Source organism: Parasphingorhabdus sp. (assembly GCF_036963805.1).
GTDB lineage: Bacteria > Pseudomonadota > Alphaproteobacteria > Sphingomonadales > Sphingomonadaceae > Parasphingorhabdus.
The window spans coordinates 572,919-585,570 of sequence record NZ_JBALUN010000002.1; the positions used below are offsets into that span (position 1 = coordinate 572,919).

The 12,652-nt window shown below is 52.1% G+C and carries 12 protein-coding genes; 5 read left to right on the forward strand and 7 right to left on the reverse strand.

Features of this window, described 5'->3' with window-relative positions; all coding sequences use genetic code 11:
- Position 1: 1 nt before the first annotated feature.
- The 4 genes from V7676_RS09415 to V7676_RS09430 all read right to left on the reverse strand — a co-directional run bounded on the left by V7676_RS09415 (position 2) and on the right by V7676_RS09430 (position 4,161).
- Entirely contained in the window at positions 2–298 is a 297-nt protein-coding gene (locus V7676_RS09415; RefSeq protein WP_335659431.1) for a DUF2849 domain-containing protein, read from the reverse strand.
- On the reverse strand, positions 295–1,098 hold the full coding sequence (gene cobA, locus V7676_RS09420) for a uroporphyrinogen-III C-methyltransferase (RefSeq protein WP_335659432.1): 804 nt from the start codon (positions 1,096–1,098) through the stop codon (positions 295–297). Before cobA ends, V7676_RS09415 begins: the two co-directional genes overlap by 4 nt.
- Before the next feature lie 108 nt (positions 1,099–1,206).
- Positions 1,207–2,616, reverse strand: coding sequence for a succinylglutamate-semialdehyde dehydrogenase (gene astD / locus V7676_RS09425; RefSeq protein ID WP_335659433.1), 1,410 nt, complete (start codon positions 2,614–2,616; stop codon positions 1,207–1,209).
- Positions 2,617–2,766: 150 nt separating this feature from the next.
- Entirely contained in the window at positions 2,767–4,161 is a 1,395-nt protein-coding gene (locus tag V7676_RS09430; protein WP_335659434.1) for a protein adenylyltransferase SelO family protein, read from the reverse strand.
- Positions 4,162–4,225: 64 nt separating this feature from the next.
- Here V7676_RS09430 and V7676_RS09435 point away from each other — a divergent pair, with 64 nt between their 5' ends.
- From V7676_RS09435 to V7676_RS09450, 4 genes are all read left to right on the forward strand, one after another.
- On the forward strand, positions 4,226–5,089 hold the full coding sequence (locus V7676_RS09435; protein WP_335659435.1) for an alpha/beta fold hydrolase: 864 nt from the start codon (positions 4,226–4,228) through the stop codon (positions 5,087–5,089).
- A gap of 56 nt (positions 5,090–5,145) precedes the next feature.
- The gene (locus V7676_RS09440; RefSeq protein ID WP_335659436.1) at positions 5,146–6,282 is read left to right on the forward strand and encodes a glycosyltransferase family 4 protein; all 1,137 of its coding nucleotides are present in this window, start codon (positions 5,146–5,148) and stop codon (positions 6,280–6,282) included.
- Positions 6,283–6,382: 100 nt separating this feature from the next.
- On the forward strand, positions 6,383–7,786 hold the full coding sequence (locus tag V7676_RS09445; RefSeq protein WP_335659437.1) for an NAD(P)H-dependent flavin oxidoreductase: 1,404 nt from the start codon (positions 6,383–6,385) through the stop codon (positions 7,784–7,786).
- A gap of 83 nt (positions 7,787–7,869) precedes the next feature.
- Entirely contained in the window at positions 7,870–8,199 is a 330-nt protein-coding gene (locus V7676_RS09450; protein WP_335659438.1) for a PilZ domain-containing protein, read from the forward strand.
- A gap of 69 nt (positions 8,200–8,268) precedes the next feature.
- Here the strand turns inward: V7676_RS09450 and V7676_RS09455 are convergent, their stop codons facing one another.
- A complete protein-coding gene (locus V7676_RS09455) occupies positions 8,269–9,582 on the reverse strand; it encodes an ammonium transporter (protein WP_335659439.1) in 1,314 nt (437 codons plus the stop codon).
- Between the two features lie 124 nt (positions 9,583–9,706).
- The gene (locus V7676_RS09460; protein ID WP_335659440.1) at positions 9,707–10,720 is read right to left on the reverse strand and encodes a 2-hydroxyacid dehydrogenase; all 1,014 of its coding nucleotides are present in this window, start codon (positions 10,718–10,720) and stop codon (positions 9,707–9,709) included.
- Between the two features lie 79 nt (positions 10,721–10,799).
- Between V7676_RS09460 and V7676_RS09465 the strand changes: the two genes are divergently transcribed.
- Positions 10,800–11,321: an SH3 domain-containing protein gene (locus V7676_RS09465; RefSeq protein ID WP_335659441.1), complete on the forward strand. Its 522-nt coding sequence runs from the start codon at positions 10,800–10,802 to the stop codon at positions 11,319–11,321.
- A 90-nt stretch (positions 11,322–11,411) separates the two neighbouring features.
- On the opposite strand, the gene V7676_RS09470 is transcribed toward V7676_RS09465, so the two are convergent.
- A complete protein-coding gene (locus tag V7676_RS09470; RefSeq protein ID WP_335659442.1) occupies positions 11,412–12,602 on the reverse strand; it encodes an acetyl-CoA C-acyltransferase in 1,191 nt (396 codons plus the stop codon).
- Positions 12,603–12,652 lie beyond the last annotated feature (50 nt).

The following is a 12,652-nucleotide window of genomic DNA, read 5'->3' on the forward strand; positions in this document are numbered from 1 at the left end:
CTTATATCACCCAATTGCCAGCTTCGGGATCCGCTGGCTTTAATGTTAAATCCGGTCTTACAGTGGGGCCAAGCGCCCGTACGCGGTCTTTGATATGCGCAGGACGAGGGCCGTCATCGGTCATTTCGGCTGCAATCGCATAAGGAACGTTAACCCGACGTGCGGCTTCCTCTTCGTGCAAAAGCGCTTCGAAATTGTCGCCGACGTCAACAGCATCTTCGACATGGCGGGACCAGTCGCTTCCGGTCCACCAGGTTACATCGCCTGTCTTCAAATCATTTCCGGTTAATATCTTCAAAATTCTACTCCTGCCATTTGGGCATATTCACGAAACTTGTCTTCGGCATCGCCATAGCGAGCCACTTCACCGACGACTAGAAGCGCCGGGCTTTTAATATTTTCACGCCGTACAAGATCACCAAGATCAGTCAACAGCGTCTGGAGCGCACGAAAATTGTTCCGCGTCCCGTTTTCCAAAACCGCCACTGGAATATCCGGTGAGGCACCATCAGCGATTAATTTTTCGACAATGGATTCGGCATTGGCAACGCCCATATAAATAACCAAGGTCCGGCCTTTCCCGGCGAGGCCCGACCAGTTTTGATCCGACAGGCCTTTGCATTGCCCGGCCACGAACGACACTACGCTGGAGGCATCGCGGTGGGTGAGGGGCATTTTTGCCTGAGCGGCACAACCAAGGGCTGCGCTGATGCCGGGGACGACTTCTACCTGAATGCCTGCTTTTACACAGTCGCTGGATTCTTCACCGCCGCGCCCGAAAATAAAGGGATCGCCGCCTTTTAACCGGACGACTTTATGGCCCTTGCGGGCTTCGGCAATCAGCAGGGCGTTTATCTCTTCTTGCGCCATACTGTGGCGAGAGCGTTGCTTGGCGACGGAAATTTTCTTGGTCGTTGGGGGCGCCATCGCGAGAATATCGGCACTGACGAGACCGTCATGCACAATCACATCGGCTTCGGACAACAGACGCGCGGCGCGCAACGTCAGCAGTTCGGGGTCGCCCGGGCCTGCGCCAACAAGATAGACTATGCCATTGCCGGATACGCTAGGTATTGAAAATGTCTCAAAATTATCCATGAAGCCGATATGGCTGGATCAACACAGATTATCAAAGCAGAAGTTTTTTCAGCAACCTAAGTTATACTATTGACCAGAACCTGAAATATCTATGCGGATTTAGGCAGTTTATTCGTCTTTCAAGCCAACGCCTATAGAGGCCCGGGGTTGTTCTGCTTCCATGGAAGCCACAGGATAGGCGCAATAATCGGCGGCATAATAGGCGCTTGGGCGATGGTTCCCCGACAAGCCAATGCCGCCAAAGGGCGCCGACGACGACGCCCCAACGGTCATTTTGTTCCAATTGACTATACCAGCACGGCTATTTGACCAGAATTGATCATACTGCGTCGGGCTTCCGCCGATAAGCGATGCCGAGAGGCCGTATCGGGTATTATTCGCCTCTGCGATGGCGTCATCGAAGCTCTCGACGCGGATAATCTGCAATATCGGCCCGAATAGTTCAATATCGGGACGTTCTTCCATATTTGTGACATCGATGATCCCGGGAGTAAGGAACGGGCGGTCGTTAATCGGCCGCGCCATATGCTTGATGGGGCGGCCACCGTGGCTCATCAGCGCCAGAAAACTCTCGGTCAAGCCATCGGCGACCTGATTGTCGATTACCGGTCCCATGAAGGGTGCCGGTTTGCTAAATGGTTCGTCGATGATCAAGCGGTCGGCAATCCGTTTCACTTCTTTGACGACGCGATCATAAAGCTCATCTTTGACGATCATCCGGCTTGCGGCAGAACAGCGTTGTCCGGCCGATAGAAAAGCAGACTGCACCACCAAAACGGCGGCGCTATGGATGTCGTCGGTGTCCCAGACAATGATTGGGTTATTGCCGCCCATTTCCAGCGCCAATATTTTATCCGGCCGCGTGGCAAATTGCCGATTGAGCGCAACGCCGGTTTGCGCCGAACCAGTGAATAACAGCCCGTCAATTCCTTCATTGGCGGATAGCTGTTTTCCAGTCTCCGGTCCGCCCTGCAATATATTGACGACGCCGCTGGGAAATCCGGACTTTTCAAAGCAATCAAACAGGAATTGGCCGACGGCAGGAGTTTTTTCAGAAGGCTTGAAAACGACCGTATTGCCCGCAATCAAAGCCGGAACAATATGGCCATTGGGAAGGTGGGCCGGAAAATTATACGGACCAAGAACCGCCAAGACCCCATGTGGTTTATGGCGCAAAGCTGTCCGCATATTCGGTTGGCTGGGCAATTGCCGCTGCGGGGTCCGTTCAGCATAGGCGGTTACCGAAATATCGACTTTGTTTACGACAGATTCAACCTCGGTTCTGGACTCCCACATGGGCTTTCCGGTTTCGCGAGATATAAGTTCGGCTAGCTCATCTGCTTTCCCCCGAACACGATTGGCATAGCGGCGTACAGCCTCAATCCGCTGGGTAACGGGGAGGGCGGCCCATTTGGGCCATGCGTCGCGTGCTTTGGAAACAGCTTCGTCGGCGTTGCCCGTGGGGCCTTTCCATAATATGGCGCCGGTGGCTGGTTCTGTTGAAATAAGTTCCGTCAAAAATCTATCCGATACTCAATGTGCCTAAACAAGCTCTATGCAGTTTTATCTATAGGTCTTCTAACTAGCTGATACAGCATAAAAATACAGTAACTACATCGCTCTTTTTATTCGGTTGGCCCTATATTCAAGTTTACTATTTGTTACATTTTACCTGAGCGCCTTGCCCATATTGCGTATTGCGACCACTTTTCTATTCAGCGGCTGCCAATCATCATCTTTGGCAATAGCATCCCAGATCGCTTCGACTTCATCGATATGCATGGAACAGGGCGTTTCTGACTGCCAATATTCATGGCTGGATGCGCGCGCGCGCGTCCTTTTTTCCATTTCCTGCCTAAATGGCACGAATAGGTCGGATTCATAAATTACGTTGTTTGGAACACTGTCCTTGCCCCAATCGAAAAAAAACTGATCAATCGTTATTGTCTTTTGGGTTAAGGCCTGTTCTGCGGCAACAACGAGCGGTTTATCTTTTTCAAAGCTCTCGCTTTTAATGCCGAGGCGCCAGCAGAAATGCTCCGTGAAAGCTATTCCATAGGATTTGGGGAAGCCTTCCAAAGTGGCCACTAAGGGTTCGCTGTCACAGATTAACCGTAGCGCGCTGGCCAATTGGGCGAGATTCCAGTGCAAAGCTTCGGGCTGCCGAGCAAAACAATATAATCCCTCATGATCGAAATAAGCGGCGGTAAAGCCTTGCTCCCAATAAGGGGTAAAGCGCCACGGGCCATAGTCGAAACTTTCCCCTGTAATATTGATATTGTCAGTATTGAGGACGCCGTGCACAAATCCCGCTGTCATATAGCTGGCGGCAAGTTTTGCAGATTGGGCCGCGACTTTTTGGAACAATTCTATCGCCGGATTATCGGTCGTCGCGCCGCCATAAAAATGGGCGAGACAATAGTCGACCAGCGCGTGCATTAATCCTTGATTTTGTTCCGCGGCAATCCGCTGAAATGTACCAAAGCGAATATGGCTATGGCTGAGCCGAGTCATTACCGCAGAGCGCGTCGGAGAAGGCTCGTCACCGCGGTGCAGTTCTTCGCCTGTTTCTACCAAGGAGAATGTTTTTGACGTTTCCACGCCCAGCGCCTCCAACATTTCAGTCGCCAATATTTCGCGAACGCCTCCTTTCAGCGTCAATTTCCCGTCGCCAGAGCGGCTCCACGGTGTCCGGCCAGACCCTTTAGTGGCAAGGTCCATCAGCCGGTCTTCATGGTCACGCATTTGGGCAAATAGAAACCCGCGCCCGTCACCGATATCGGGATTATAATTACGAAACTGGTGGCCATGGTAACGCAGCGCCAAAGGCGGGTCCAGATTATCGGAAAGTGGTTCGAAACGTCCAAAATGATCGAGCCATTCCTGTTCCGTCAGATCGGATAGACCAATAGTTTGATCCCATCGGTCATTGCGAAACCGCAATATATGGCGTGGAAATTCAGCGGCTTGAACCGGGTCTCCAATTTTTTTGCCCAGTTGCGTAATTCGGGGGTCGGGGCGATAGGGTGCTTTCGCGGGTTCAGCTTGCGGTTTATATGCCATTGTTCAATAGTGGGGATGAATAGCGGACGCGGCAAGGCCGAACCGGAAGGGACGCACAAGATTTATGACCCAAACGCAAGATTATGAAGACCGATATTGGGAATCCGAAGACGGTTTAACGCTGCATTACCGCGACTATCCTGGTAATGATGCTAAAACGCCTATCATCTGTGTCCCCGGTCTGACGCGAAATGCCCGTGATTTCGCGCATCTTGGTGACTGGCTGAAAGGCGACCGCCGTATCATTATGGTCAACTTGCGTGGGCGCGGCGATAGCGATTACGCAAAGGACAGCGCCACCTATAATGTGAAAACTTATGTGAACGACATTGTTACGTTGATGGACGAAATTAAACTACCAAAAGCAGTGTTTATCGGGACTTCACTGGGCGGAGTTGTCACGATGATTATGGCGGCAAGCCATCCCGAAAAAGTCGCTGGCGTCGTGATTAACGATATCGGCCCCGAGATAGATCAGAGCGGATTGGACCGAATTTCGGAAAATGTTGGGCAGGGCCGCAGTTTCGATACATGGGCCCATGCCGCGCGCGACAAAGCGGAAGAGAGCGGTGACATACATCCGGACTATCGTTTGAATGACTGGATAGCCTATGCGAAAAAGCTCTATCGGATGAATAGCTCCGGACGGATTAAACTCGATTATGATATGAAAATATCGGAGCCGTTTGAGCGCAAAGGTGGCAGTAATGTCGTGCTTTGGCGGGCTTTGGAAACGTTGAGCAATGTCCCGACGCTTATATTGCGGGGAGAATCGTCCGACTTGTTTAGTGATGCAACGGCCCGGAAAATGCTTGAAAAACTGAACAAGGCCGAACTGGTTACAGTTCCGCGGGTCGGCCACGCCCCCACTTTGGAAGAGCCTACATCGCTTGACGCAATTGCCGCATTGCTTCAACGCATCGATTGAATATCTAACGATAAGCCTAACGTTTGGCCCAACACTAGAAATAGCCGATATATCTGATGAAACCTTCCAGAATTTTGCATCTGCACAGCACGTTTAATCTAGGCGGCAAAGAGGCGCGCGCCGTTCGGTTGATGAATCATTTCGGTGCGCAGGCTGAACATACGATATTGTCAGCTGAACCCGAAAGCCTATCGGCGCGCGATGCCATTGATGCTAAGATAAAAGTCAGCTTTCCCAAGGATGCGCCGTCGCTTGCGGGTAAACCGTCGTTGAAACGCTATCGCAAACTGATCGACTACTATCGGAACTTTGATTTGATCCTGTCTTATAATTGGGGATCTATGGACGGGGTCATGGCGCGGACATTATTCGACCGCGTTGAGGGATTACCTCCATTGATCCACCATGAAGACGGTTTCAACGAAGACGAGCGCAAACGGTTGAACTGGAAGCGTAATATGTTCCGGAAATTCGCGCTCGGTGGCAGTACCGCTTTGGTCGTGCCGTCGGAGCGCTTGGAAGCTATTGCGAAATCCGTCTGGAAACAACCAGCAGAAAAAGTGCAACGAATACCCAATGGCATTGATGTAAAACGCTTTGATAAAAAGGCGCAACGCGGTGCTCTGCCGGGTTTTAAAAAAGCCAAAGGCGAAGTTGTAGTAGGAACGTTAGCGGGGCTAAGAGCGATCAAAAATCTGCCGCGATTGGTTCGCGCTTGTGCGGCGGCGGGTGACAATGTCCGGTTGGTTATCGTCGGTGAGGGACCGGAAAAAGAAATAATCTTGTCTGAGGCGCAGCGCTGCGGAATGGCGGACCGGTTGTTGATGCCTGGCTTTATAGCAGATCCAGCGCGTTATATCGGCTTATTCGATATATTCGCGCTATCATCAGATAGCGAACAATTCCCGATTTCATTGATTGAAGCTATGGCGGCCGGACTGCCGGTTGTCGCGACAGATGTCGGAGACGTTAAATCTATGGTATGTCAAGCTGGCCAAGGTTTCATTAAGCCTGCAGATGATGAAACACAATTTACCGAAGCGCTGACCACTTTGGTGCAGCATGAACAGTTGCGACAAGATATAGGTGCGCAAAACCGTATGAAGGCGCAGGCGGAATATAATGAAACCAAGATGTTGGCGCGTTACGCTTTGCTTTATGGCCACGCGCTCGGGAGACCGAAATTTGCTTAGGTTTTTCTGATTGAAAATAGTTTGTGATTTTACTCATTTTTTCGCACAAATTTGTCAAGCGCTGTCTATAAGGCGCGCTTGGGGTTTATAGGAGATTATATTGTTCAAAGGGGTTAAACCTATCCAATATGCCGGCCGCGAAGTTTGGCCGTTGATCGAGGGTGGAAAAGGGGTCGCTGCGACCAATCATGCAAGTTCTGGCGCGTGGGCGGCAGCTGGCGGTATCGGAACCGTCTCTGCGGTCAATGCTGACAGCTATGATGATGATGGCAATGTTATCCCGCAAATCTATCACGGCAAGACGCGCGGCGCACGCCATGAAGAGCTGGTGGAATATGCCATTAAAGGCGCTGTCCAGCAAGTGACCAAGGCCTATGAAATTTCCAATGGCAAGGGCGCGGTCAATATCAACGTCTTGTGGGAAATGGGCGGCGCACAGCAAATATTGCACGGCGTTCTGGAACAGACCAAAGGCATGGTAGCTGGCGTAACCTGCGGCGCGGGCATGCCCTATAAACTGTCAGAAATTGCCCAGCAATATGGTGTTAATTATCTCCCGATTATCAGCTCCGCGCGCGCATTTCGTGCCTTATGGAAACGCGCTTATTCCAAAGTGCCTGATCTTCTGGGCGCGGTGGTCTATGAAGATCCGTGGCTCGCTGGCGGGCATAACGGCCTCAGCAATGCGGAAGATCCGCGCAAACCAGAAGATCCCTATCCGCGTGTAAAGGCTCTACGCGACGTCATGCGCGGCGAAGGTATAGCGGACAGTGTGCCGATCATTATGGCTGGCGGTGTCTGGGCGCTAAAGGATTGGGACAATTGGATCGACAATGACGAATTGGGTCAGATTGCTTTCCAATTCGGTACACGCCCGCTGTTGACGCAGGAAAGCCCTATTCCGGAAAGCTGGAAGAACGAGCTGATCAAGATCAAGGAAGGCGATGTGCTGCTGCACAAATTCTCGCCTACCGGTTTCTATTCATCAGCGGTACGAAATGAATTTTTGCGTAGTCTGGAATCCCGTTCCGAACGCCAGATTCCCTATTCAACCGAGAAAGCAGGTGAGCATACCCATCAATTAGATGTTGGTGTGAAAGGCAAGAATTTCTGGGTTACACGTAATGATCTGCTCCGCGCGCGGGGATGGGACGGTCTGGGGTTTACGATGGCACTCAAAACGCCCGACAACACGATTATCTTCTCCACACCCGAAGAAGCCAAGATGATCCGCAAGGATCAGGCGGATTGCATGGGCTGTCTGTCGCATTGCGGATTTTCGGCTTGGAAGGACCATGACAATTTCAGCACGGGCCGGCTCGCTGACCCGCGCAGCTTCTGTATTCAGAAATCCCTGCAGGAAATTGTCCACGGATCACCGATCGAAGAACATCTGATGTTTGCGGGACATGGCGCCTATAATTTTGGCAAAGATCCGTTTTACTCCAATGGTTTTGTGCCAACCGTCAAGCAATTGGTTGATCGCATTCTAACCGGTGAGTGAACGTCCTTTAATGCCGTTAACCTTTTGATATTATTTTCCCGTTACGTTCCGATACAGGTGGGAAAATTTATCAGGAGGGCGGCATGGCGTTGAAGTCAACACGGTATCGCAAAGTAGAGCCAGCGGCATTAAACCGTCGCGCAACGCCGCGTCATACTATGGCAATTTCCAGTGCCTCGTTGAAACGCAACGGTAATAAATCAATTCCGGCCACGTTGCTGGATATTTCGATTTACGGATGCCGGTTTGAAGTGGATGCGGTTTTTAAAGAAGGCGAAAAAGTCACCGTTACGGTTGATGAACATGCGCCGGTCATTGCCACAATGGTTTGGCAGAAGACAAAACAGGTCGGATGTCGCTTTGTCGATGCGCTTGATACAGCAGTTTTGCGATCACTGACTATCTCTGGCTAAATCCCGTATTAGTGATTTAAAACCTCGAAAAGCTAGCGTCCTAATTTATCATAGACCGCTTTTTCTAGCTTAATCCAGGTCCCATGCCCGTTCGCCATGGCTGGCAATATCCAGACCATCGCGCTCGTCATCTTCATTCACCCGCATCGGCAGGACGAAGCTGATACCAAAGGCTAGGATCGCCGTCGCAATTGCAGACCAGATGGCCACCACGCCAACACCGATTAGCTGCGCAACAAACTGGCTACCAAAGGCCATATTCTCCGCATAGCCTATGCCGCCCATGCTCTCGCTAATAAATAGAGCGAGCAGAAGGGATCCGAGCATACCGCCGACACCATGGACCGCGAAAACGTCAAGGCTATCGTCAATTTTGAAACCGTGTTTGACCAGCCCGACGGCGAAGAAACAGACGAAACCCGCTAAGGCACCGATGATGAGGGACGCGCCGGGACCGACGAAACCGGCCGCAGGGGTAATGGTTGCAAGGCCAGCAATAGCGCCGGTTGCAACGCCGACTGCGGTGGATTTGCCAACCTTGATCCGCTCTATCAATATCCACACCAAGGCTGCCATAGAAGCCGCGACATGGGTGTTGATAATCGCTGAAGATGCATCATCCGTAGCGGTTAATGCGGAGCCGCCATTAAACCCGAACCAGCCTACCCATAGCAAGCCAGCACCAGCAACCGTCAGCGCAGGGCTATGTGGCAGCATAAGCGTTTTAGGCCATCCTATGCGTTTGCCCATCATGATCGAGACGACCAGTGCTGAAATACCAGCCGTGGTATGAACCACAATACCGCCCGCAAAATCGAGGACGCCAAGTCCTGAGAGCCAGCCGCCACCCCAAACCCAATGGGTGACGGGCGCGTAGACAACCAGCAACCAGAGTGAACAAAAGGCAATAACCCAGCCGAAGCGGGCACGGTCGACCCATGCTCCGACCATCAGAGCGGGGGTAATGACCGCAAAAGTCATTTGGAACATGGCAAAGGCGGATTCGGGAATGGCAGTACCTTCGCGCACGTTGCCAAGGTTTCCGAACATCCAATTGATGCCGTTACCCAAAAAGCCGTTGGTGACTTGGCCAAAAGCCAGTGTGTAGCCCACTATGACCCATAAAACAGAAGCGACTGCGGCAATCGCCATGCACTGTACGAGCACGGACAGGAAGTTTTTGGAGCGAACAAGACCACCGTAAAATAACGCTAAACCGGGGAGAGTCATGAGAAGGACCAGTGCCGTCGCGGTTAACACCCAAGCTGTATCGCCGGTATTTGCCACATCTGTAGCCGGATCGATAAATTCCTGAGCAGATGCTGGACCCGTTGTGAGAATGGCTGCCAGTCCCCCGACTACAAACTTACTGAGATATTTCATGAAATCCCCTGAAAACAATATTATTTATTATGTTTATGTGCGCACCCGAATCATAATCTGCAATTTTTAGTCTAGAGCGGGGGCGGACTCAACTGCGAAGAACCACATGCGGTTTTGAAGAGCCTTAAGCCCAGCCTTCCAAAACTTGATCAGGTGGTCTGTGTCCGTCGGTCCAAACGCGGATATTCGCGATTACTCGTTCGCCCGATGCTTCACGCCCTTCAAACGTGGCGCTACCCATATGAGGGAGAAGGACAACATTTTTCAGTTTGAGTAGGCGTTTATCAACCGCTGGTTCTTGCGCATATACGTCAAGTCCTGCGCCGCTAATCTTGCCTTGCTGGAGCGCCTCTATCAGCGCGTTTTCATCGATCAGGTCACCGCGCGCGGTGTTGATCAAATAAGTGGAGGGCTTCATCATCGCAATCCGGTCAGCATTGATCAGTTCATGTGTTTCCGGAGTGCGTGGGCAATGGATGGTGATAATATCGCAGGTCTGGATCAGCTCATCCAGATCGGCAACATAGCTGGCGTTAAGTGATTCTTCGACCGCTGGCGGCAATTGACGCCGGTTGTGATAGACGACCGATAAGCCGAAACCCGATGCCCGCCGGGCGACAGCCTGACCAATACGGCCCATGCCTATAATCCCGAGCTTTTTGCCGCCGATACAATGGCCGAGCATGCCAGACGGCTTCCAGCCTTCCCATTGTCCCGAGCGCATGAGTTTCTCGCCCTCTGCCAGCCGCCGGGGGACGGACAGGATCAGCGCCATGGTCATATCGGCGGTATCTTCGGTAAAAACACCTGGCGTATTTGTTACCAGAATTTTGCGTGCTCGTGCGGCAGCGAGATCAATATGGTCGACGCCTGCACCAAAGCTGGCAATGAGTTGCAGGCGCTCCGGCGCTCCGGCAATCATCTCGGCATCTATATGATCGGTCACTGTGGGAACCAGAACATCGCAATCAGCCATTGCTGCAATTAAGTCATCGCGGGTAAAGGCTTTATCAGTTAGATTAGGCACCACATCGAACAGTTCGCGCATCCTGTTGTGGACGACATCGGCCAGTTCGCGAGTTATGATTACACGCGGTTTCGCGGGTCTGGGTTTTTCGGATCGAGGTGTTTCAGCCATAAGGCAATTGCTATGCCTGAATTTTACAACAGGTCAAGCAGGTGGCGCTTGATGCGCGCTTGGTTTTCAGTTTAAGGCTATGAGCCATCGGGGAAATAATAGTTTGAACATGCGTTATTCGGGATTAAGAATTTTATCGACTGTGGGGCTCTTGGTTTCGACCTTGATGGCTGCATCGCCGAGTATTGCGCAACAGCCGCCGCCTTATTGGGCGTCTATAGATGAGCCTGTGGCGCGGATGCGCACCGGCCCCAGTACCGAATACCCGACTATGTGGATTTACAAGAGGGAACGCCTGCCGGTCAAAGTCGTTGAGCGCTATAAGGCATGGCGCAAGGTCGAAGACCCGGACGGAGCACAAGGCTGGATGCATGCCCGGCTTTTGAGCGCAGCTAGAACGGCCTTGGTAATCGGCAAAAAAGGAACGGTGCAGGTTTTGCGATCACGGCCGCGATCAGATGCCAAAACGATATGGCGTGTTGAACCCGGTGTGGTCGGGCGGATTACCGAATGTGAAAATAGTTGGTGCTTGTTCGATGTTACCGGACGGCGCGGCTATATTCATATGGATATGATCTGGGGTGATGAACCCCTGAAATAATCGGGCACGCTCATAGTTGGCTACAAGCCAAGCAAAAAAAGGGACGGAAACTAAAAGTTTCGCGCCCCTTTTTGTTTGTTTGGATAAGGGCTAGTCAACCAATTCAATGGCCACTGCGGTTGCTTCGCCGCCGCCAATACACAGGGCCGCAACACCTTTTTTCAGGCCTTGTTTTTTAAGCGCAGCAATCAAGGTGACCATGATCCGCGCGCCGCTGGCGCCGATAGGATGGCCAAGCGCAGTCGCGCCGCCGTTAACATTCAGTTTTTCGTGCGGAATGCCAATATCCTGCATTGCGAACATAGCGACACATGCAAAGGCTTCGTTGACTTCCCATAGATCAACATCGTCAGCTTCCCAGCCAGCTTTTTCCAGAAGTTTCTGAATGGCAAACACCGGCGCGGTGGTGAATTTTGCAGGCGCATGGGCATGGGCCGCATGGGCGACGATTATCGCTTCAGGTTTCAGGCCTTTGGCTTTGGCCACGCTGGCGCGTGATAAAACCATTGCCGCGGCACCATCGGAAATGGATGACGCGTTCGCAGCCGTGATTGTGCCGTCCTTGGCGAAGGCAGGGCGCAATTGTGGAATTTTTTCGGGGTTGCCTTTCAGAGGCTGCTCATCCTTGTCGACAGTGACGCTGCCTTTACGGGTCTTAACCTCGACAGCGACAATCTCGTCATCAAAAGCATCGCCTTCGACCGCTGCTTTGGCGCGGGCAAGAGATTCGATAGAAAACTCATCCTGTGCTTCCCGAGTTAGCTGATATTCGCCTACAGTTTCCTCGGCGAAGCTACCCATTGCACGGCCTTTTTCATACGCATCTTCAAGCCCGTCCAAGAACATATGGTCCATCGCCTGTGTATGCCCTAATCGTGCGCCGCTCCGCATTTTTGGGAGCAAATAGGGCGCATTGGTCATACTTTCCATCCCGCCGGTGACAATGAAATCGATGGAACCCGCAGCCAGAGCTTCGGCGCCCATTATGGTCGCCTGCATGCCTGAACCGCACATTTTATTAAGCGTGGTCGCTTCGACCGATTGCGGCAAACCGGCCAGAACGGCGGCCTGACGGGCCGGCGCCTGGCCGAGGCCTGCGGAAAGAACATTGCCCATATAGATGCGCTCGACATCTGCGCCATCAATTCCGGCACGTTCGACAGCCGCGCGAACGGCCACTGCGCCCAGATCCGGAGCGCTGACTTCACTCAAAACACCCTGCATTCCGCCCATCGGGGTGCGGGCGTAGGACAATATAACGACAGGATCGGATTGAGACATAAAGCTTACCTTTCAAAAGATATTGGCGCCGTTTGGCAGCATTGATTATC